The following is a 19,852-nucleotide window of genomic DNA, read 5'->3' as shown; positions in this document are numbered from 1 at the left end:
CAACAAGCATTTGATGGAGAGAACCCAATGAGCACAACGCAGTTATCGGTCAATCGCGAGGCCACCCGCCGAAGGATATTGCTGACCCTCAAGAAGTACAGCTACCTGATCGCCATGGTGCCCCTGTTGCTGCCGCCTCTGCTGCTGGCCGCCGGCCAGGCCACTGATCTGGTGAACCTGTTTTCCTGGGGCGTCCCCGTGGTCGTGTTCGGGATCATCCCGGTACTGGACATGCTGCTCGGCAAGGATTCCCTGAACCCGGATGAAGAAACCGACGTGCCGCGGATGGTCGGCGAACGGTTCTATAAAGCCATTACCCTGGGCTGGGTGGCAGGCTTTGCAGCCTTACTGGTCTGGAGCATGCTGGAACTGGCGTCCGGCACCTTCAGCCTGGTGGGCAGTATTGGCTGGATCGTCTCCATCGGCATCGTCGGAGGCCTCGGCATCAACGTCGCCCACGAACTCATCCACAAAGACGAAAAACTCGAAACTCGGGCCGGCGGCTTCCTGCTGTCACTGGTCTGCTACGCCGGTTTCAAAGTCGAACACCTGCGCGGCCACCACGTACACGTCTCCACCCCGGAAGATGCCTCCTCGTCACGCTACAACCAGTCCCTGTATAACTTCTTGCCCCAGGCCTACATGCGCAACTTCCTGAATGCCTGGAAACTGGAAGCCGAACGCCTGCAACGCAAAGGCCACAAAGCCCTCAGCTGGCGCAACGAACTGATCTGGTGGTACAGCATCAGCGCCCTGGCACTGGCTGGTTTCACCATCGCCTTCGGCTGGCTCGGCGCCGTCTTCTTCCTGGGCCAGAGCTTTATCGCCTTCACCCTCCTGGAAATCGTCAACTACCTCGAACACTACGGCCTGCACCGGAGAAAACTCGAAAACGGCCGCTACGAACGCACCGGCCCCGAACACAGCTGGAACAGCAACTACTTCCTCACCAACGTCTTCCTGTTCCACCTCCAACGCCACAGCGACCACCACGCCTGGGCCAAGCGCAGATACCAGATCCTCCGCCACCACGACGTAGCTCCCCAACTACCGGCCGGCTACTCCGCAATGATCGTCCTGGCAATGTTCCCCCCACTCTGGCGGCGGGTAATGAACCCAAGGGTAGAGGCCTATTACAAAGGCGAAGAACACCAGTTGGCCTAGCGCCAAAGGGCAGGCTGCCTCAAAAGTTCGATCGGCGGGGGTGTGAGGGTGCTATTTCTGCAGGGAAACGACTGTCTGAGCGCAGCGAGTTCGGCTTCCCGAAAGAAATAGCACCCTCATGGCCCCGCCAGCCCCCAAACTTCATATCGGCCCAACTCCACAGGCCCCCAGACTTCAGAGCGTCTCTGAAGAAACGCCGGCCAAAAACCGGCCCTCAAGACCCCGGCGGTTCGTCTCTGGCCCCGGGGTCTTTTTTCACGCCCTTGAAATCTCCCTGAAACGCACACAGGTATAACCTTTGAATCCTGCGAAAAAAAGGGAAAACCAACATGCCCAAGCATTTCGAACAGGCCCCTGGCCTATACGAAGAAACCGTTCCCGAAACCGAAGGTTACGTCTTCAACCAGACCATGATGCGCATCAAGGAACCCGAGCGCTCCATGGACTTCTACACCCGAGTGATGGGCATGCGCCTCGTTCGCAAACTGGACTTCCCCGAAATGAAGTTCACCCTGTATTTCCTTGGCTACCTGGATGATCGCCAGGCCGGCCTCGTGCCGCAGGACGATGCCCACCGCACCACCTACACCTTCGGCCGCGAAGCCATGCTTGAGCTCACCCACAACTGGGGCACCGAAGACGACAACGACTTCGGCTACCACAATGGCAACGACGAACCTCAGGGCTTCGGCCACATCGGCGTAGCGGTGCCAGACGTTTACGCCGCCTGCGACCGCTTTGAAAAGCTCGGTGTGGAGTTTGTGAAAAAGCCGGACGACGGCAAGATGAAAGGCCTGGCCTTTATCAAAGACCCGGACGGCTACTGGATTGAAATCCTGCAGCCGGACATGCTTGAGAAACAGCGCAAGGAAGACTGATCTTCCTTACTCCGCACCGGCCTCCTGGCCGGCTGCGGGTTTACGGCCGTAGCGGGAGGCCACCACCACCGCTGCGGTCAGTATCAGTGCCCCCGCAATACCAATCGGCCCCAGAATCTCCTCCAGAAACACCCAGGCCAGCAGCGCCACAAACAGCGGTTCCAGAGTCACAATGATGCTGGAGAGCGTGGCCGGTGTCGTTTTCATGCCAGAGAAAAAGCACACATAGCCAATACAGGTTGGCACCACCCCCACATACACCACCATCAGCCAGTGCCCGATACTGAGAGTTTCCAGCCCCTCGAAACCGCCAGACAGGGCAACCACCGGCAACAGAATCAGCGCCGCAGTGAAGAAGCAGATAAACGCCGTGGTGAACACCGGTGTCCCGGCAGAGCTGTAACGGCTGGTCAGCGTGAAACCGGTGTACACGCAGGCGGCCAGTAACGCCACCAGAATGCCCGCAAGCCGAAGTGTACCGGTGGTGTCCATATCGCTGAGAACCAGCATGCCCGTGCCCGCGATGGCGGCAAACAGCGACAGAACCGTCAAAAGGCTGGGCTTCTCTCCCAGAAGAGGCGCAGCAAGAATTGCCACCAGCACTGGCGGAAGGCAGAGCGCGATCAGGGTGGCGATGCCGGCACCGGTGAGGTCCACGGCCAGAAGGTAGCTGCCCTGGTAGAACGCCTGGAACAGGCCAAGGGCTGCCAGCGGAATCAGGGTCTTGCGTGTGAGGCTCCGTAGGGAACTGCCGGGCACTTTAGCGCCCGGATTGGCTCGCTCAAGGCGTGCCTGCTCCCGTCGCATCAGCAGCCAGAAAAACGGCAAAGCCACGGCCAGTCGCAGGAAGCCCAACGTAATGGCCTGCAGTTCGGTACCGGTAAACAGAAATTTCGCAACAATGCCCGTGGTCGCCCATAGCAGGGCAGCCAGGGCGATCAACAGGGCGCCTTGGATCATTCAATAATCAACACAATCAGCTCTTTGGGACCGTGAACACCGTAGGCAAGGGTTTGCTCGATGTCAGCGGTTTTGGAAGGGCCAGAGATTAGCAGGGCATTGGTCGGCATGCCAGCGGCCCAGTTCTGGGCCTTCATGGCTTCGTGGAAGGTGGTATAGAGCTCAGAGGCCCGGAGCACGGCAATGTGCACCGGCGGCACCAGGCTCATTAGCCGTGGCTCGTCCTCGTTTGGCCACAGGATCAGCGAGCCGGTTTCGGCAATACCGCCGCGGGTGGACGTAATGCTGGCGTCCACCTCGTTGAACAAATGCGACTGCCAGCTTTCGATAGGCTCGTCGTAGATCAACAGTTCCGGCAGATCGTTACGACCGGCAGTGCGAAGTGACTGTCCGATTTCGTGTTGTTTTGGAATCAGCAGATTCCTGGCCCCGCGGGTGTTCAGCACCTCCGCCAGGCGTTCCATCCACATGTCTTCGGTGCAGTGGTGCACCTCGCCGTGGACCGACTCGATCATCTTCTCGAACCGCTCGATACGCTCCTTTGTCGACCAGTCATCCCGTACCAGAACTGAAAAGTCGCACTCCGGCACCGTCAGTTCACCGCCGGTTCGGTTGCGCAGACGCTGAAGAATCGTTTCCCGGGAACTCATTGGCCACGCTCCTTCATTCGCTGGTGCAGGGTTTTGGCCGCCAGTTTGGGGGGCGTGCGGTAATCGGTCCAGGCGCCCGCTTTCGAGGGCTGCAATGCCCTGAATTTGCTGGCGGCACCGGTGCCGAAGCGATAAATGCCGGGGCTGGCGTGCATCCAGGCCCAGCCTTTCCAGATCATCGCTTCCATTGAGCTTCGCTTGGCCCCGTGGCCACGGACCTTGGCCGGGTGGAGCTTGTCGCCATCCACCGATTCCTGGCGCAGTCGCACCAACAGATCGGGAATGGGGATTTTCACCGGGCAGACCTCGCCACAGGCGCCACACAGACTGGAGGCGCTGGGCAGGTGCCGGCCTTCGTCCAGGCCAATCAGGTGCGGCATCAGGATCTTGCCGATCGGGCCCGGATAGGTGGTGCCATAGGCATGGCCGCCTACCCGTGTGTACACCGGGCAGTGGTTCATGCAGGCGCCGCAACGGATGCAGCGCAGGGTGTCCAGCAGCTCGTCGTCCTGGTAGATCGACGAGCGGCCGTTATCCACCAGCACCAGATGCACTTCTTCGGGCCCGTCCAGCTCCTCGGCCTTGCGCGGGCCGGAAATCATGTTGAAGTAGGTGGTGATGTGCTGGCCGGTAGCAGACCGGGTCAGCAGGGCGAGCAGGGCAGAGACGTCCTCCATGCTCGGCACCACCTTTTCTATGCCGGTAACGGCAATATGGCACTTGGGCACCGTGGTGGTCATCCGGCCATTGCCTTCGTTTTCCACCAGGCATAGGGTGCCGGTCTCCGCCACCGCAAAGTTAACCCCCGAAACGCCCACATCGGCATTCATGAACTTTTCCCGCAATTGCAGGCGGGCACTGGCGGTGAGGTATTCCACATCGTTGGACAGATCCGTGCCGGTTTTCTCGTGCAGCAACTGGGAGATCTCTCCAGTGTTCTTGTGAATCGCCGGCATGATAATGTGTGATGGCGTTTCATCCGCCAACTGCACAATGTACTCGCCCAGGTCCGATTCCAGGGCTTCGATCCCCTGTTCCTCCAGGTAATGGTTCAGCTCCATTTCCTCGGAGACCATGGACTTGCCCTTGATCACCGTCTTGGCATCCCGGGCCTTGCAGATGTCCCGCACAATCCGGCAGGCCTCATCGCCATCCACCGCCCAGTGCACCCTGATGCCGTTTTCGATCAGCTTTTTCTCAAGCTGCTCCAGCAAATCTGGCAGGTTGGCCAGGGCGCGGAGGCGAACGTTGGCACCCAGATCCCGGAGGGTTTCCAGATCCCAGCCCTCGAACGCCGTCTTGCGCTTGGACATCAGCCCGTCCATGGCGCTGCGGAAATTCTTGCGGATCTTGGGGTCGTGAATGGCCGCCTGAGCCCGCGGATGGAACTCTTTCACGTCGATGTGATGGCCAGTGTGCTCGGCTGTCTCACTCATGACTGCTGCCCCCTTTGCCCTGGGTGCGCGACCACAGGAAACTGAGAATGTGCTGGCCTTCAACAGGCTTCTGGTTTTTCTCGGCGTAGCCGGCGATGTTCATCAGGCAGCCGCAATCGGTGGTGACAAACTGCCTGGTGCCGGTATCCACCAGTGCGTCCACCTTCTCGCTCACCATGGCGCTGGAAATCTCCGGGTGGCGAACCGCAAAGGTACCGCCAAACCCGCAGCATTCCTCCGGCCGGATCTGCTCTACCAGGTTCACGTTTTTGAGCTGGCCCAGCAGTTTTGGTCCAACCTCGGCCACGCCCATTTCCCGGCGGGCGGAGCAGGAGGTATGCATGGCCACGGTGGTGGGTTCACCCAGGTCTTCCAGTTTGATGTGGCAGACATTGAGCAGGAAATCCGTCAGCTCCCAGACCCGGCCCGCAACCTCAGCGGCTTTCACCTCATCCGTGGTGTCCTTGAACAGGTCGGGGTAGTGCTTGCGCATCATCCCGCCACAGGAGCCGGATGGCACCACAATGGGCCAGTCGCCGGGGAACAGGTCGAGCTGCGCCCTGGCTACTGATCGGGCCTCGTCGTGATAACCAGAGGTGTAGGCTGGCTGGCCACAGCAGGTCTGGTTCTGGGGAAACAGCACCTCAATGCCTTCACGCTCCAGAAGTTCCACGCCGGCAATGCCCGCATCGGGGTAAAACATGTCCACCAGACAGGTGCCGTAGAAATAGACTTTCGCGGGTTTTGCAGGATAAACCTTGATCGGATCAACCATGTGCGGATGCTCAACGGTTTTTGAATTGTTATCCAGCAATAATAGGGTGGCGAGCGCGGTGTTGCCAGACGACTTTATGGGTAGCCGGAAAGAGGGAGGAAAGGGATTCAGAAAGAGGAAGGGCAGCGGCAGCGCGCCACTGCCCGGGGTATTACTTCACGGTGAGGCGAGCGGCATTTTTCTCGATGGTACGTTCGCCAATGCCCTTCACATTTGCCAGGTCTGCGGTAACTGCAAAAGGACCATTCGCTTCGCGATAGGCAACGATGGCTTCGGCCTTGCTCTGGCCAATGCCGTTCAGGCTGGCGAGGGTAGCCACATCGGCCGTGTTGATATTGATAGCGGCGTCCTGGGCGTAGGCAAAACCGGTAACCAGGCTGAACAGCAGAACGAGTGTTGCGAAAAGCGGTGTGCGTTTCATAGATACGAGCTCCTGAAGCTGTGTTGCGTTTTTTGGTTTTGTGCCAGGGCGCAAAGCAGCAGAAGCGAAATGTAAAGAAGAGAGCAGAAATGTCTGTGGGTACGGGGAGTGCACGGACGGGACCACATTCCTTGTGATCCCCGATTCCGTGGCTGACCCCTGCCTGTTCCCTCAGGCGTGCGACTCATCCTGAGCGCGTCTTCCCTGTGATCATCCCTGTAAGCCCTGATCCTTCGGGCAACTCCCGAGCCGCGGAGGGCTCTTCCCTGGAGTTCTCATCCTTGAGCCAACGTTCCTTGCTGGCTTGTCATCCCTGACACTAACCATTCTACTTTGGATCGAATTCCTACCTATCGGAGAATCGCTCCATGGTTTGTGCGATATATCTTACGGATCTGTAAGCGTTTCGGCGGGTTCAATTATGAACCTGAGTTCAGTATTTCCGGGGCCTGAGAGGCAATTTATTGCTCACTGCGGTGGGCAGCAGCCGCCTCGCGGATTCGCTCCATGGTGATTTCCCGCACGGCCTTCTGGCTGGCACGGATATGACGGGTGAGACGATCCGCCGCCTCGCTTGCCTGCCCGTTGCGCAGTGCCTCCAGAATCGCGGCATGCTCCACGTAAGTGGCATCAATACGCTCGTCCCGGCTGAAGTCCAGGCGCCGCACGATCCTCAGCCTGTCGGTGATCTCACGATGAATTCGTGTCATCTCCCGGTTTCCGGCAGCGGCCACCAGATCGCAGTGAAAGCTCTCGTCCAGCATTCTGACGGTGCTGCCCACCGCGCGCTCGGATGGATGGTCCGGGTTCCAGAGGGCTACCAGTGTTCGCAGTGCTGCAGGCTCTTCAGGCAGGTTGCAGATTTTGTGCACGGCCGCCCGTTCGAGAGTGGTGCGCAGGTCATAGAGTTCCTCCACCTGCTGGAAATCGAATGGCTTTACCTGCCAGCCACTGCGGAACAGCACCTCCACATGGCCCTCCCGCTGCAAGCGGTACAGTGCTTCCCGCACCGGTGTCCGGCTTGCGTTCAGGCGGGTTCCGACATCCCCCTCGCTGAATCGGTCGCCGGGGATCAGGCGGAACTCGAAGATGTCCTCTTTCAGGGCCTCATAGACCCTGTCGGCTACGGACTCTTTTCGTCTAGGGTTTGCCATTGGCACCGTTTCCCCTCGTGGAGCGCCAGATTGCCCCGGCTTGGTCAGGCTCTGGAGGCGATATAGGCGCGCCAGCCACCGAACTCTGTTACGTCCTCTGCGCCCTCGAAGCCGTAGCCCTCACAAACAAAACCGTTTACCCACCGGCCATCAGCCAGCTCGACGTTGCCTATGCCCAGAGGCGCAGGAATCAGGTCCACAAAGGAGCCAAAGGCCGAGGCGGGCATTTCCCAGACTTCCACAATGATTTCCCTGCCTTCGCCAGGGGCCGCCCGTTTCAGCCCGGGCTTCGGCGGTGTGGTGTTTGGTAGGGCGAACAGCCGGTAGTTGGCAGACGTTGTGGTTTGCTCAAGCAGAACCGCGTAGCGCTCACTGAGCTGGGTGTTCAGGGGCATGCCACTGAGGTGGGCACCAACAACGGCCACCTTGATGGTGGGTGTCGAAATGGCGGCCCCGGGGGCTTCTTCGGGGCGGTCGTTGCCTGTAGCGCCCAAAGGGGTCGGGTGGGCATTCAGCCACTGGCACGCCAGGCGTTGCAGCTCCGTGTCTTTCCAGGCACCAGTTATCAGGGTAACGCCAAAGGGCAGGCCGTCGTCCCGGAAACCGGCAGGAATCGCGAGCGCACTCATGTCGGCCAGGTTCACGAAATTGGTGTAGGTGCCGAGTTGGCTGTTCAGTGCAACCGGGTCCGCATTTACCGCTTCGATGGTGGGAGCCGTCGGAGCCGTGGGCACCAGCAGGGCATCCACATCGGCTAACAGTTCATCGATCTGGCGCTGCAGCTCTTCCTTGCGGTACTGGGCCTTGAAGGTATCCGTGGCGCTGAAATTCCCGGCCTTGCTGATAATGCCTTTGACCACCGGGTTCATATCATCGCCGTGGCTGGCCATGAACGATTCCACCGCCGCGTGGCGTTCAGCCACCCAGGGGCCTTCGTAGAGCAGTGCAGCCAGTTCCAGCATGGGGCTGAAATCCAGCGGCACCAGTTCCACATTCTGTTGTCGCCACTGGCTGACGGCGGTATTCCAGGCCGCTTCTGCCTTCTGATCACCAAACCATTGCGGGTGGTCGGGAATCGCCAGTCGTTGGATGGGGCCGGGCCGCCGAAGGGCTGGCCCATCCAGAGGCAGCGCATAGGGAGGCTTGCGGGAAAAGGCATCGGCGGCATCGAAGCCCGCCATGGTATCCGAGACCAGGCCGGCGTCATTCACGGTCAGCGCAAAAATGGACACGCAATCCAGTGAACGACAGGCCGGTACCACGCCGCGAATGCTGAAGAGCCCTTTGGTCGGTTTCAGCCCCACCAGATTATTCAGCCCGGCAGGCACCCGGCCGGAACCGGCGGTGTCGGTACCCAGGGCAAAAGGCACCAGACCTCTTGCAACCACAGAAGCCGAACCGGAGCTGGAGCCGCCGCTCACCACGTCCGGTTTGAAGCTGTTGGGCACGGCGCCATAGGGAGAGCGGGTGCCCACCAGGCCGGTTGCGAACTGGTCCAGGTTGGTTTTGCCGATGACGATGGCGCCGGCGGCCTTGAGCCTGGCCACGGTGGTGGCGTCTTCTTCCGGAGTATAGGCAAAGGCCGGGCAGGCCGCTGTTGTCTCAAATCCTGCCGCATCAATATTGTCTTTGGCGGCAAAGGGAATGCCGTAGAGCGGCAGGTTGTCGATCTCTCCGCCGGCGTCCTGGAGTTTCTGTTTCAACCCGGCAAGTGCCTCATCCAGGCCTTTTTGATCCAGAAGCGAAATCCAGGCAACGTCTGTTTTGTCCAGGCGGGTCAGTAACTCACCCAGCAATGACTCGGGCGTAGCGCCCTCTTTATAAGCAGTCTGCCAGTCCCTGATGGTCCATCCGAGCATTGAAGGCATTGGTCATCCTCATGTGCGTAATCAACTTGTATACATGTGGAATGGCAATGCTTGTGCCATTTGCGGATTTTTCTTGATAGTTACCAGAAAACATAAAGTTATGAGTGCTTTTGAGGCAAAAGGTTGGTCGGGTCTGCCCGGATCGGGTGCGCTCGCACCAAAAACGCTCAGAAATACTGCGCTCTGGAGGGGCATTCAGCCCCGCGGGCTTCCATGATTTGCCTTGTATACTAGATAAGTGACTGTTTTTTATTGGGATATGAGGGGTGTGGAACAGCAGATGCAGAGGCTCTGCTGCGTTTGAAGACGAACTGCACACCCAACTAAGAAAAGGACGCCTGAAATGAGCCTCAAAAAACACGTGAAACTTGGCCTCTCTGCACTCGCACTGTCCATCTCCTTTAACTCCGTTGCAGCGGAAGATCCCATCAAGGTGGGCATCCTGCACTCACTGTCCGGCACCATGGCGATCAGTGAAACCGTTCTGAAAGACACCGTTGAAATGCTGATCGAACAACAGAACGCCAAGGGCGGTGTGCTCGGTCGTCAGATGGAAGCGGTTGTTGTAGACCCGGCCTCCAACTGGCCGCTGTTTGCTGAAAAAGCCCGTGAACTGCTGGCCCAGGAAAAGGTCGACGTGATCTTCGGTAACTGGACCTCGGTTTCCCGCAAGTCCGTACTGCCGGTGGTGGAAGAGCTGAACGGCCTTCTGTTTTACCCGGTACAGTACGAGGGTGAAGAATCCTCTGAAAACGTCTTCTACACAGGCGCTGCGCCCAACCAGCAGGCGATTCCTGCGGTTAACTACCTTATGAACGAAATCGGCGTGGAGCGCTGGGTTCTGGCAGGTACCGACTACGTTTACCCGCGCACCACCAACAAGATCCTTGAGACCTACCTGATGGACATGGGTGTGGCCAAGGAAGACATCATGATCAACTACACGCCGTTCGGTCACTCGGATTGGCAGAACATCGTGTCTGATATCAAGCGTTTTGGTTCCGCCGGCAAGAAGACCGCCGTGGTCTCCACCATCAATGGCGACGCCAACGTGCCCTTCTACCGTGAACTGGGTAACCAGGGCATCGCGGCCTCCGACATCCCGGTTGTTGCCTTCTCCGTGGGTGAGCAGGAACTCTCCGGTATCGACACCGGCCCGCTGGTTGGCCACCTGGCTGCGTGGAACTACTTCATGAGCGTGGACAACGACGCCAACTACGACTTCATCGACCAGTGGATCGAGCACACCGGTAATGATGAAGCGGTCACCAACGACCCGATGGAAGCGCACTACATCGGCTTCAACATGTATGTGGAAGCGGTCAAGAAGGCCGGCACCACAGATGTTGATGCGGTAAAAGACGCCATCATCGGTGTGACTGTACCCAACCTCACCGGTGGCTACGCCGCCATGATGCCCAACCACCACATCACCAAGCCGGTGCTGATCGGCGAGATCCAGGACAACGGCCAGTTCTCCGTCGTCTGGGAAACCTCTGGTCTGGTCGCGGGCGATGCCTGGTCTGACTACCTGCCTGGTTCGCGGGACATGATTGCAGATTGGCGCAAGCCGTTGTTCTGCGGCACGTTCAACACCGCAACCGGCACCTGTGGCGCGTCTGCGGGCGAATTGGCCGCTGAAGCCGAGTAAGGCTCAGACGGTAAAGCACCATCGACAGCCGGGGGTAGTTACGCCTCCGGTTGTTGCCCCGCAACACGCTTGAAACAGACAGGACACTCTCATGAGCATCTGCCGATCGCTCACATTGCTGCTTATCGCCCTGTTTTCCCTGCTATCGCTGCCTGCAACGGCGCAGGAAGACGATCCTGGCAAGGCTCTGCTGATCAATCTCGCAGAGGCGCCGGCCAGTAAAGTGGAAGAGGCGGTGAACGCCATCGTCAGCAGTGGTGATGAAAGAGCCAGGGGCTGGCTCGAAGCCTACGGAAATAACCGCCTGAGCCGGGTAAAAGACACCGGGCAGGTTGTACTGGTACTGAACAACCGGGGCAGGGACTGGGAAATTGCCGATCCGCTGACCGGAGAGAATATGGGTGAAATGTCCCGCCGTGAGCTGGCCAGAGTCGCCATCAATAACCGCATACGGGGCCAGCTTGAAGGCATACTGGCCATGCTGGACCTGAATGCCAAAGACCCGGATGTGCGCGAAGCGTCCGCGCAGGACATGATGGGCAAAGTGGATGCTTCCCTGGTTGAGCCACTGGAAGCTCAGCTGGCGAAAGAAGAAGACGCGGCCGTCCGCAACCGCATTGAAGAAGCCCTGGCCATCTACCGGGTGGGCGAGGGCAACCTGGAGGCCGTGGACGTGCTCGCCGGCAGTCTTCATCCCCGGGCCCGTGCCGCTTTGAACGAAGCCGTTCGCGGTGACAACGAGGCGCTGGCTCAACGTGCCGCCAGGGCCCTCGAAAGCATTGAACAGAAACTCCAACTGAACCGCGCCGCCGAGACCCTGTATTTCGGCCTTTCCCTCGGTTCGGTTCTGGTACTCGCCGCCATCGGCCTGGCCATCACCTTTGGCGTGATGGGCGTGATCAACATGGCCCACGGCGAACTGATCATGCTCGGTGCCTACACCACCTGGGGCATGCAGCAACTCTTCCCCGGCCAACCCGGCCTGGCGCTGATTCTGTCGATTCCCGCCGGCTTCATTGTGGCGGCCACCGCCGGCATCATCATTGAGCGAAGCGTCATCCAGTACCTCAAAGGCCGGCCGCTGGAAACCCTGTTGGCCACCTTTGGTATCAGCCTGATCCTGCAGCAGCTGGTGCGCACCGTGATCTCTCCTCAGAACCGTACCGTGGTAACGCCGGACTGGATGAGCGGCTCCCTCGTGATCAACGACGCGCTCTCGCTGACCCTGAACCGCCTCTACGTGTTGGCCTTTGCGTTGATTGTCTTCGCCGGGCTGATGCTGATCATGCGCAAGACCCGCCTGGGCCTGGAAGTGCGCGCCGTTACCCAGAACCGCGCCATGGCGCGCTCCATGGGAATCCGCGCCACCCGGGTAGACATCATGACCTTTGCCCTGGGCTCCGGCGTTGCCGGCCTGGCGGGTGTGGCGCTTTCGCAGCTCACCAACGTGGGCCCGAACCTGGGCCAGAACTACATCATCGATTCCTTCATGGTGGTGGTGTTCGGCGGCGTCGGTAACCTCTGGGGCACGCTCATTGCCGGGCTCTCCCTGGGCACCATCAATCAGCTGCTCGAACCCTGGGCCGGTGCCGTACTCGCCAAGATCATCGTGTTGGTGTTCATCATCCTGTTCATCCAGAAACGGCCGAAGGGGCTCTTCCCCCAGAAAGGCCGGGCAGCGGAGGGTTAAGTTATGTGGTTAACAAGACCCTTGCAGGAACGTTCAACCCAGATCTTTCTCGGCGTGCTGTTCTCGGCCGTGGTGCTGGTGACCTTCCTTCACCTGTTCATGCCCCAGGATAGCGCCCTGCACGTGAGCGCCTTTACCGTCACGCTGCTTGGCAAATACCTCTGCTACGCCCTGCTGGCGGTGGCAGTGGACCTGGTGTGGGGTTACCTCGGTATCCTCAGCCTGGGCCATGGCGCCTTCTTTGCCCTCGGCGGCTATGCCATGGGCATGTACCTGATGCGCCAGATTGGTGATCGCGGCGTGTATGGCGACCCGATCCTGCCGGACTTCATGGTGTTCCTGAACTGGCAGGAGCTGCCCTGGTTCTGGCACGGGTTCGACATGGCCTGGTTTGCCTTCATCATGGTGCTGCTGGCCCCGGGCCTGCTGGCGCTGGTGTTCGGCTTCCTGGCCTTCCGCTCACGGGTAACCGGGGTGTACCTCTCCATCATCACCCAGGCGCTCACCTTCGCGCTGATGCTGGCTTTCTTCCGCAACGAGATGGGCTTTGGCGGCAACAACGGCCTCACCGACTTCAAAGACATTCTCGGCTTTAACCTGCGCACCGACGCCACCCGCCTCGGGCTGTTCATTGCCACCGGTATCGCCCTGGCCATCGGCTACGTGATTTGCCGGGGCATTGTGACCAGCAAGCTGGGCCGGGTGAGTGTGGCCTGCCGGGATGCCGAGGCCCGAACCCGCTTCCTGGGTTACCGGGTGGAGCGGGTGCAGCTGTTCGTGTTCGTGGTCTCCGCCATGCTGGCTGGTGTGGCCGGGGCGCTGTACGTGCCTCAAGTAGGAATCATCAACCCCAGTGAATTTTCACCGCTGTTCTCTATCGAGATCGTGGTGTGGGTGGCACTGGGTGGCCGGGCAACGCTCTATGGCGCGGTGATCGGGGCCATCCTGGTGAACTACGCCAAAACCGTGTTCACCGGCATCATGCCGGACGCCTGGCTGTTCGCCCTCGGTGGCCTGTTTGTGCTGGTGACCGTGTTCCTGCCCAAGGGCATTGCCGGGCTGCTGCAGAAGCGCCGGAAAGCCAGGGAAGATGACGATACCCCCACCGCGCAGGAGGCGACTGTATGAGCTTGTTTCAGGAGCTGACCGACCGCGAGCATGTGTTCGAGTTTCTGACCCAGGTGCAGTCCCCGGTGGACGTGCGCCACGGGCCGATCCTGTACCTGGAAGACGTGAACGTAAGCTTTGACGGCTTCAAGGCCATCAACAACCTCAACCTCACCATCGACGACGGCGAGCTGCGCTGCATCATCGGCCCCAACGGCGCGGGTAAAACCACCATGATGGACATCATCACCGGTAAAACCCGGCCGGACACCGGCTCGGTGTGGTTCGGCAGCCGCCACAACCTGCTCACCATGAACGAGCCGGACATCGCCAGCCTGGGCATCGGTCGCAAGTTCCAGAAACCCACGGTGTTCGAAGCACTCACCGTGTTCGAAAACCTGGAGCTGGCCATGGCGACGGACAAGCGGGTGTTCCCCACGCTCACCGCCGTGATGAAAGCCGAATACCGGGACCGGATCGACGAAGTGCTGGAAATGATCGGCCTGGAAGCCCTGCGTGACCGGCTCGCCGGCATTCTCTCCCACGGCCAGAAGCAGTGGCTGGAGATCGGCATGCTGCTGATGCAGAAGCCCCGCCTGCTGCTGGTGGATGAGCCCGTGGCCGGCATGACCGAACAGGAAATGGAACGCACCGCCGAACTGCTCACCAGCCTCGCCGGCAAGCAGTCTGTGGTGGTGGTGGAGCACGATATGGGCTTCGTACGCTCCATCGCCCGCAAGGTCACCGTGCTGCACCAGGGCAGCGTGCTGGCGGAAGGCTCCATGGACCAGGTCTCCAACGATCCGGAAGTGATCAAGGTCTATCTCGGGGAGGAGGCGTAATGCTGAAGATTGAAAAGCTCAACCAGTTCTACGGCGAAAGCCACACCCTCTGGGATCTCGACCTCGACGTGCCCCAGGGCCAGTGCACCTGCGTGATGGGCCGCAACGGCGTGGGCAAGACCACCCTGATGAAATGCATCATGGGAGAGGAAACCACCAAGAATGGCAGCATCGAATTCGCCGGGGACGTGGAACTCACCAAAAAGAAAGTGGAAGACCGCTCCCGGCTGGGCATTGGCTACGTGCCCCAGGGCCGGCAGATCTTCCCGCTACTGACCGTGGAAGAAAACCTGCGCACCGGCCTGGCCGTTCGCAAGGACGGCAGCAAGAAAATTCCCGAGCGGGTGTATGAACTCTTCCCGGTGCTGAAAGAAATGCGCCACCGCAGGGGCGGCGACCTCTCCGGCGGGCAGCAACAGCAACTGGCCATCGGCCGGGCCCTGGTGATCGAACCGCGCCTGCTGATCCTCGACGAACCGGGCGAGGGCATCCAGCCCAACATCGTGGCCCAGATCGGCGAGGTTATCCGCAAGCTGATTGAGGAAGACGGCCTGACCGTGTTGCTGGTGGAGCAGAAGCTGCCGTTCGCCCGCAAATACGCCGACCGCTTTGCCATCCTCGATCGCGGCCGCCGGGTGGCGGAAGACGAGATTGCCGGCCTCACCGATGAACTCATCAAGAAGCATCTGACGGTATGACGGTCTTCGAACGCATAGAACCCGCCCACGACTCCGGCCATCGCTTCGACGCCGGCCGGCGCTGGGCAGCGTCCATTGCCCTGGGTTTCGACGCCCGCCCGGATGGCAGCAATACCGCCACCCGCATGACCCATGTGCGCCATAACGGCCCGTTGCGCGTTCAGCGCCCGTTCTACCCGGAAGGCCGCAACGGCTGTTGCCACGTGTACCTGCTGCACCCACCGGGTGGGCTGGTCAGCGGCGATGCCCTGAGCATCGAAGCCCGTGTCGGCGAGGGCGCCCATACCCTGCTGACCACCCCGGCGGCCGCCAAGCTCTACAAGGCGGACAGCCATGGCGTCGCCTGGGCCCAGCACACCCGACTGAAGGTGGAGCAGGGCGGCATTCTGGAATACCTGCCCCAGGAGACCTTGGCGTTTGACGGTTCCCGGGGCGAGCAGAGCACCACCATCGAACTGGAAACCGGCGCCCGATGCATCGGCTGGGAAATCCTCGCCCTCGGCCGCCCGGCCAGCAAACTGCCGTTTGTCTCGGGCCACCTGGAGCAAAAATTCCGCCTGCTGATGGACGGCCGCCCCCTATGGCTGGAACGCCAGCTTATGGACCCGAACCACGCCAGGTTCAAAGGCCACTGGGGCCAGGGCGGCGCCACCGTGCAGGCCACTCTCTGGGTGGTCGGCCTGGATGACGAAGCCGGCGCCATTGAAGAACTCAGGGAAACCCTGCCGGAAAGCCACCGCTGGGCGGTGACCCGCCGAAGGGGTGTGCTGCTGCTGCGCTACCTGGGGCAGGAACGAAACGAAGCCTGGGCGCTGTGCCAGCAAGCCTGGGAACTGATCAGACCAAGACTCACCGGCCAGCCTGCCAGCGTTCCCCGAATCTGGCTGACCTGAATAACAGGCAGAATGCGACGCGATCAACGGAGCAAACAACGATGGAATTAACGCCAAGAGACAAAGACAAACTGCTGCTGTTCACCGCAGCCCTGCTGGCCGAGCGCCGCAAAGCCAAAGGCCTGAAGCTCAACTACCCGGAAGCCGTGGCCCTGATCAGCGCCGAAATCATGGAAGGCGCCCGTGAAGGCCGTACCGTGGCCGAGTTGATGACCGCCGGCACCGAAGTCCTCACCCGTGATGACGTGATGGACGGCATCGCCGAAATGGTCGACGAAGTGCAGGTGGAAGCCACCTTCCCCGATGGCACCAAGCTCGTCACTGTCCACAACCCGATTGTCTAAGGAGCAGACGCCATGATCCCCGGTGAATACCAGCTCAAAGACGGCGACATCGAACTCTGCGAAGGCCGTGAGCGCATCCAGATAGACGTGGCCAATACCGGCGACCGCCCGATCCAGATCGGCTCTCACTACCACTTTGCCGAAGCCAACCCGGCCCTGGATTTCGACCGTGCCAAGGCCCGTGGCTACCGCCTGGATGTGGCGGCCGGCACCGCTATCCGCTTCGAACCCGGCCAGAGCCGCGAAGTGACGCTGATCCCGTTTGCGGGTGGGCGTCAAATCTACGGTTTCCGGCAGGAAGTCATGGGCAAACTGGAGGGCCAGAAATGAAAATTACCCGACAAGCCTACGCTGACATGTACGGCCCAACCACCGGCGACCGGGTACGGCTCGGCGACACCGACCTGTGGATTGAAGTGGAAAGCGACGCCGCCCACTACGGCGACGAAGTAAAATTCGGCGGCGGCAAGGTTATCCGCGACGGTATGGGCCAGAGCCAGCGTGCCGATGCGGCGGTGATGGACACCGTGATCACCAACGCCCTGATTCTCGACTGGTGGGGCATCGTCAAAGCCGACGTGGGCATCCAGCAAGGCCGCATCGCCGCCATTGGCAAGGCCGGCAACCCGGATACCCAGCCAGACGTGACCATCGTCATCGGCCCTGGAACCGAAATCATCGCCGGTGAGGGCAAGATCCTCACCGCCGGCGGCATTGATGCCCACATCCATTTCATCTGCCCCCAGCAGGTCGAAGAAGCCCTGATGAGTGGTATCACCACCATGCTCGGCGGCGGCACCGGCCCGGCTACGGGCACCAACGCCACCACCTGCACGCCGGGCCCCTGGCACATTGGCAAGATGCTCCAGGCGGTGGATTCCCTGCCCATGAACATCGGCTTCCTGGGCAAGGGCAACGCCTCCCTGCCGGAATCCCTGGAGCTCCAAATCCAGGCTGGCGCCATTGGCCTGAAACTGCATGAAGACTGGGGCACCACCCCGGCCAGCATCGACAACTGCCTCACGGTGGCGGACAAATATGACGTGCAGGTGGCGATCCACACCGACACCCTGAACGAATCCGGCTTTGTGGAAGACACCCTGGCCGCGTTCAAGGGGCGCTGCATCCATACCTACCACACCGAAGGCGCCGGCGGCGGCCACGCACCGGACATCATCACCGCCTGCTCCAAGGATTACGTGTTGCCATCGTCTACCAACCCGACACGGCCCTACACCGTGAACACCATCGACGAACACCTGGACATGCTGATGGTGTGCCACCACCTGGATCCGAACATCCCGGAAGACGTCGCCTTTGCAGACTCCCGCATCCGCCGCGAGACCATCGCCGCCGAGGACATCCTGCAGGACATGGGCGTGATCTCCATGATTGCTTCCGATTCCCAGGCCATGGGCCGGGTGGGTGAAGTGGTTTGCCGCACCTGGCAGACCGCGCACAAGATGAAACAGCAGCGCGGCCTGCTGCCGGAAGACGAAGACCTGGGCGCCGACAACCTGCGCGCCAAACGCTACATCGCCAAGTACACCATCAACCCGGCCATCACCCATGGCATCGCCCATGAAGTGGGTTCCGTGGAAGTGGGCAAGCTGGCGGACCTGGTGCTCTGGAGCCCGGCGTTCTTCGGCGTGAAGCCGGCCACCATTCTCAAGGGCGGCATGATTGCCGCTGCGCCCATGGGCGACCCGAACGCCTCGATTCCCACGCCCCAGCCGGTGCATTACCGCCCCATGTTCGGCGCCTTCGGCAAAGCCGCCAGTGCCACCCGCCTGAGCTTTGTGAGCCAGGCAGCGATTGATGCGGGCATTGGCAAAGAGCTTGGCCTGGACAGCCCGCTATCCGCCTGCAAGGGCGTGCGTGAGGTGCGCAAGGGCGACATGAAACTGAACGACGCGTGCCCGCACATGACCGTGGACCCGCAAACCTACGAAGTGCATGCCGATGGCGAGCTGCTCACCTGTGAGCCCGCCACCGAGCTGCCCCTGGCCCAGCGCTACCATCTCTTTTAATCAATACAGCTCAAGGCTGTTCTGAGCCGGGTACTGGAGAACTGATTATGTTGGAACTGACAAAACGCCTGAGCGAACAGGAAGCTGCCGAAATCGACAGCTCCGAGATCCTCGATAACCTGATTTTGCCGTACGAGCTGCGCATCCGTGGCCGCCTGCGCGCCACCACCCAGACCAGGGTGGACGTGGGCCTGTTTCCTGATCGCGGCCCCGTGCTGCGGGACGGCGACCTGCTGCTGGCCAAAACCGGAGAGATCATTCGCATCCGCGCGGCGGAAGAACAAGTGGTTACCGCCCGTATCGAAAACGGCCAGCCCCTGGCGCGCCTGTGTTACCACCTGGGCAACCGCCACGTGACGCTGGCTATCGGCATGGACGACAAAGGCGCCTACGTGCGCATCACCCCGGACCACGTGCTGGAAGAACTGGCGGAACGCCTGGGCGCAACGCTGATCCATCACACCGCGCCATTCGATCCGGAACCCGGCGCCTATACCCAGGCAGGGTATTCCCATGGGCACGGTCACAGCCATTCACACGATCACGACCACGGGCACAGCCATGGCCACAGTCACAAACACACCCACTGAGGCCGCCACCCCTCAGGTGGACGACCTGGCGTTGCTGGGCCTGATGCAACTGGTCAGCCCGGCACTGCCCATCGGCGCCTTTGCCTGGTCCCAGGGCCTGGAAAGCGCCTTTGAACTGGGTTGGGTAAACAACGAAGCCGAACTGGCCGAGTGGATTGAAGGCGTGCTGGAAGACGGCCTCAGCCGCTGCGAACTGCCCCTGCTGGTGCGTTTGCAGACCGCCTGGGCCGAAGGCGATGCCATTGCGCTGGCAAAGTGGAACGACTGGCTGCACGCCACCCGGGAAACCGCCGAACTGAGCGACGAAGACACCCGCCTGGGCGGCGCCCTGGTCACGCTGTTGCGCAACCTGGAGCTGCTGCCCGAGCAACACCTGATTCCGGAAGAGCCCGGCTACATCACCATGTTCGCCTGGGCCGCCCACAAACGCTTCGTACCGGTTCGCCAGACGCTGCTCGGCTTCGCCTGGGCCTGGCTGGAAAACCAGCTTGCCGTGGCCTGCAAGGCATTGCCCCTGGGCCACACCGCCGCCCAACGCATTATCGAGCGGCTACGGCCACAGCTGGCTGTGGCGGTAGACACCGCCCTGGAACGAAACGATCACGAACTCGGGCCCATCCTGCCGGGACTGGCGCTCGGAAGTGCACTACACGAAACACAGTATTCACGGCTTTTCAGAAGCTGAATAACAAACGAGGAGA

The 19,852-nt window shown here is 60.8% G+C and carries 20 protein-coding genes; 13 read left to right on the top strand and 7 right to left on the bottom strand.

All coding sequences use genetic code 11. The features are described from left to right. The first annotated feature begins 27 nt into the window (after nt 1-27). Both MDHKLMBL_RS09300 and gloA read left to right on the top strand, forming a co-directional pair. Complete coding sequence (locus tag MDHKLMBL_RS09300; protein ID WP_104270685.1) at nt 28-1,164, top strand: alkane 1-monooxygenase; 1,137 nt, start codon at nt 28-30, stop codon at nt 1,162-1,164. A 329-nt stretch (nt 1,165-1,493) separates the two neighbouring features. Next, nucleotides 1,494-2,042 (top strand): lactoylglutathione lyase, encoded by a 549-nt coding sequence (gene gloA, locus MDHKLMBL_RS09295; RefSeq protein ID WP_008175256.1) that lies wholly within the window; start codon nt 1,494-1,496, stop codon nt 2,040-2,042. A gap of 6 nt (nt 2,043-2,048) precedes the next feature. Here gloA and MDHKLMBL_RS09290 read toward each other — a convergent pair whose 3' ends face one another. From MDHKLMBL_RS09290 to atzF, 7 genes are all read right to left on the bottom strand, one after another. Beyond that, nucleotides 2,049-3,002 carry a DMT family transporter gene (locus tag MDHKLMBL_RS09290; protein ID WP_053112909.1) on the bottom strand — a complete coding sequence of 318 codons (954 nt, stop codon included), beginning with the start codon at nt 3,000-3,002 and terminating at the stop codon, nt 2,049-2,051. Beyond that, nucleotides 2,999-3,652 (bottom strand): LutC/YkgG family protein, encoded by a 654-nt coding sequence (locus MDHKLMBL_RS09285; RefSeq protein ID WP_104270684.1) that lies wholly within the window; start codon nt 3,650-3,652, stop codon nt 2,999-3,001. Before MDHKLMBL_RS09285 ends, MDHKLMBL_RS09290 begins: the two co-directional genes overlap by 4 nt. After that, nucleotides 3,649-5,088, bottom strand: coding sequence for a LutB/LldF family L-lactate oxidation iron-sulfur protein (locus MDHKLMBL_RS09280; RefSeq protein ID WP_008175234.1), 1,440 nt, complete (start codon nt 5,086-5,088; stop codon nt 3,649-3,651). The genes MDHKLMBL_RS09285 and MDHKLMBL_RS09280 overlap by 4 nt, the downstream gene beginning before the upstream one ends. Continuing rightward, entirely contained in the window at nt 5,081-5,863 is a 783-nt protein-coding gene (locus tag MDHKLMBL_RS09275) for a (Fe-S)-binding protein (protein WP_008175233.1), read from the bottom strand. Before MDHKLMBL_RS09275 ends, MDHKLMBL_RS09280 begins: the two co-directional genes overlap by 8 nt. Nucleotides 5,864-6,014: 151 nt before the next feature. Next, nucleotides 6,015-6,284, bottom strand: a complete 270-nt coding sequence (locus tag MDHKLMBL_RS09270) for a ComEA family DNA-binding protein (RefSeq protein WP_008175232.1) — start codon at nt 6,282-6,284, stop codon at nt 6,015-6,017. Between the two features lie 461 nt (nt 6,285-6,745). After that, nucleotides 6,746-7,438 carry a GntR family transcriptional regulator gene (locus MDHKLMBL_RS09265; protein WP_104270683.1) on the bottom strand — a complete coding sequence of 231 codons (693 nt, stop codon included), beginning with the start codon at nt 7,436-7,438 and terminating at the stop codon, nt 6,746-6,748. A 44-nt stretch (nt 7,439-7,482) separates the two neighbouring features. Continuing rightward, nucleotides 7,483-9,297: an allophanate hydrolase gene (gene atzF, locus MDHKLMBL_RS09260; RefSeq protein ID WP_104270754.1), complete on the bottom strand. Its 1,815-nt coding sequence runs from the start codon at nt 9,295-9,297 to the stop codon at nt 7,483-7,485. A gap of 352 nt (nt 9,298-9,649) precedes the next feature. Here atzF and urtA point away from each other — a divergent pair, with 352 nt between their 5' ends. The 11 genes from urtA (at nt 9,650) to MDHKLMBL_RS09205 (ending at nt 19,836) form a co-directional block, all read left to right on the top strand. Next, entirely contained in the window at nt 9,650-10,957 is a 1,308-nt protein-coding gene (gene urtA / locus MDHKLMBL_RS09255) for an urea ABC transporter substrate-binding protein (protein ID WP_104270682.1), read from the top strand. A gap of 91 nt (nt 10,958-11,048) precedes the next feature. After that, complete coding sequence (urtB, locus tag MDHKLMBL_RS09250; RefSeq protein ID WP_104270681.1) at nt 11,049-12,647, top strand: urea ABC transporter permease subunit UrtB; 1,599 nt, start codon at nt 11,049-11,051, stop codon at nt 12,645-12,647. Between the two features lie 3 nt (nt 12,648-12,650). After that, nucleotides 12,651-13,775, top strand: coding sequence for an urea ABC transporter permease subunit UrtC (gene urtC / locus MDHKLMBL_RS09245; RefSeq protein WP_062781283.1), 1,125 nt, complete (start codon nt 12,651-12,653; stop codon nt 13,773-13,775). Further along, on the top strand, nt 13,772-14,596 hold the full coding sequence (gene urtD / locus MDHKLMBL_RS09240) for an urea ABC transporter ATP-binding protein UrtD (protein ID WP_104270680.1): 825 nt from the start codon (nt 13,772-13,774) through the stop codon (nt 14,594-14,596). The genes urtC and urtD overlap by 4 nt, the downstream gene beginning before the upstream one ends. Next, nucleotides 14,596-15,294 carry an urea ABC transporter ATP-binding subunit UrtE gene (urtE, locus tag MDHKLMBL_RS09235; RefSeq protein WP_088827170.1) on the top strand — a complete coding sequence of 233 codons (699 nt, stop codon included), beginning with the start codon at nt 14,596-14,598 and terminating at the stop codon, nt 15,292-15,294. The genes urtD and urtE overlap by 1 nt, the downstream gene beginning before the upstream one ends. Next, nucleotides 15,291-16,187 (top strand): urease accessory protein UreD, encoded by an 897-nt coding sequence (locus tag MDHKLMBL_RS09230; RefSeq protein ID WP_104270679.1) that lies wholly within the window; start codon nt 15,291-15,293, stop codon nt 16,185-16,187. The genes urtE and MDHKLMBL_RS09230 overlap by 4 nt, the downstream gene beginning before the upstream one ends. Nucleotides 16,188-16,228: 41 nt before the next feature. Continuing rightward, complete coding sequence (ureA, locus tag MDHKLMBL_RS09225) at nt 16,229-16,531, top strand: urease subunit gamma (protein WP_008175208.1); 303 nt, start codon at nt 16,229-16,231, stop codon at nt 16,529-16,531. A gap of 12 nt (nt 16,532-16,543) precedes the next feature. Then, nucleotides 16,544-16,861, top strand: a complete 318-nt coding sequence (locus tag MDHKLMBL_RS09220) for an urease subunit beta (protein ID WP_104270678.1) — start codon at nt 16,544-16,546, stop codon at nt 16,859-16,861. Beyond that, the gene (ureC, locus tag MDHKLMBL_RS09215; RefSeq protein ID WP_104270677.1) at nt 16,858-18,561 is read left to right on the top strand and encodes an urease subunit alpha; all 1,704 of its coding nucleotides are present in this window, start codon (nt 16,858-16,860) and stop codon (nt 18,559-18,561) included. Before MDHKLMBL_RS09220 ends, ureC begins: the two co-directional genes overlap by 4 nt. 47 nt (nt 18,562-18,608) lie before the next feature. Further along, nucleotides 18,609-19,151: an urease accessory protein UreE gene (ureE, locus tag MDHKLMBL_RS09210; protein ID WP_104270676.1), complete on the top strand. Its 543-nt coding sequence runs from the start codon at nt 18,609-18,611 to the stop codon at nt 19,149-19,151. Then, nucleotides 19,123-19,836: an urease accessory protein UreF gene (locus MDHKLMBL_RS09205; RefSeq protein ID WP_104270675.1), complete on the top strand. Its 714-nt coding sequence runs from the start codon at nt 19,123-19,125 to the stop codon at nt 19,834-19,836. The genes ureE and MDHKLMBL_RS09205 overlap by 29 nt, the downstream gene beginning before the upstream one ends. The last annotated feature ends 16 nt before the right edge of the window (nt 19,837-19,852 follow it).

It is taken from the genome of Marinobacter flavimaris (assembly GCF_002933295.1).
In the GTDB taxonomy this organism is placed as follows: domain Bacteria; phylum Pseudomonadota; class Gammaproteobacteria; order Pseudomonadales; family Oleiphilaceae; genus Marinobacter; species Marinobacter flavimaris.
The sequence above is the reverse complement of the archived record's forward strand: the minus strand, read 5'-3'. Positions and strand labels throughout refer to the sequence as shown.

What these genes read in the sequence shown, in the direction of transcription:
- MDHKLMBL_RS09230 (WP_104270679.1), top strand. Translation starts at nt 15,291, where the DNA reads ATGACGGTCTTCGAACGCATAGAACCCGCCCACGACTCCGGCCATCGC.
- MDHKLMBL_RS09265 (WP_104270683.1), bottom strand. Translation starts at nt 7,438, where the DNA reads ATGGCAAACCCTAGACGAAAAGAGTCCGTAGCCGACAGGGTCTATGAG.
- ureC (WP_104270677.1), top strand. Translation starts at nt 16,858, where the DNA reads ATGAAAATTACCCGACAAGCCTACGCTGACATGTACGGCCCAACCACC.
- MDHKLMBL_RS09270 (WP_008175232.1), bottom strand. Translation starts at nt 6,284, where the DNA reads ATGAAACGCACACCGCTTTTCGCAACACTCGTTCTGCTGTTCAGCCTG.
- ureA (WP_008175208.1), top strand. Translation starts at nt 16,229, where the DNA reads ATGGAATTAACGCCAAGAGACAAAGACAAACTGCTGCTGTTCACCGCA.
- MDHKLMBL_RS09300 (WP_104270685.1), top strand. Translation starts at nt 28, where the DNA reads ATGAGCACAACGCAGTTATCGGTCAATCGCGAGGCCACCCGCCGAAGG.
- atzF (WP_104270754.1), bottom strand. Translation starts at nt 9,297, where the DNA reads ATGCTCGGATGGACCATCAGGGACTGGCAGACTGCTTATAAAGAGGGC.
- urtB (WP_104270681.1), top strand. Translation starts at nt 11,049, where the DNA reads ATGAGCATCTGCCGATCGCTCACATTGCTGCTTATCGCCCTGTTTTCC.
- MDHKLMBL_RS09290 (WP_053112909.1), bottom strand. Translation starts at nt 3,002, where the DNA reads ATGATCCAAGGCGCCCTGTTGATCGCCCTGGCTGCCCTGCTATGGGCG.
- urtA (WP_104270682.1), top strand. Translation starts at nt 9,650, where the DNA reads ATGAGCCTCAAAAAACACGTGAAACTTGGCCTCTCTGCACTCGCACTG.
- gloA (WP_008175256.1), top strand. Translation starts at nt 1,494, where the DNA reads ATGCCCAAGCATTTCGAACAGGCCCCTGGCCTATACGAAGAAACCGTT.
- urtC (WP_062781283.1), top strand. Translation starts at nt 12,651, where the DNA reads ATGTGGTTAACAAGACCCTTGCAGGAACGTTCAACCCAGATCTTTCTC.
- urtE (WP_088827170.1), top strand. Translation starts at nt 14,596, where the DNA reads ATGCTGAAGATTGAAAAGCTCAACCAGTTCTACGGCGAAAGCCACACC.
- MDHKLMBL_RS09275 (WP_008175233.1), bottom strand. Translation starts at nt 5,863, where the DNA reads ATGGTTGATCCGATCAAGGTTTATCCTGCAAAACCCGCGAAAGTCTAT.
- MDHKLMBL_RS09205 (WP_104270675.1), top strand. Translation starts at nt 19,123, where the DNA reads ATGGCCACAGTCACAAACACACCCACTGAGGCCGCCACCCCTCAGGTG.
- MDHKLMBL_RS09280 (WP_008175234.1), bottom strand. Translation starts at nt 5,088, where the DNA reads ATGAGTGAGACAGCCGAGCACACTGGCCATCACATCGACGTGAAAGAG.
- urtD (WP_104270680.1), top strand. Translation starts at nt 13,772, where the DNA reads ATGAGCTTGTTTCAGGAGCTGACCGACCGCGAGCATGTGTTCGAGTTT.
- ureE (WP_104270676.1), top strand. Translation starts at nt 18,609, where the DNA reads ATGTTGGAACTGACAAAACGCCTGAGCGAACAGGAAGCTGCCGAAATC.
- MDHKLMBL_RS09285 (WP_104270684.1), bottom strand. Translation starts at nt 3,652, where the DNA reads ATGAGTTCCCGGGAAACGATTCTTCAGCGTCTGCGCAACCGAACCGGC.
- MDHKLMBL_RS09220 (WP_104270678.1), top strand. Translation starts at nt 16,544, where the DNA reads ATGATCCCCGGTGAATACCAGCTCAAAGACGGCGACATCGAACTCTGC.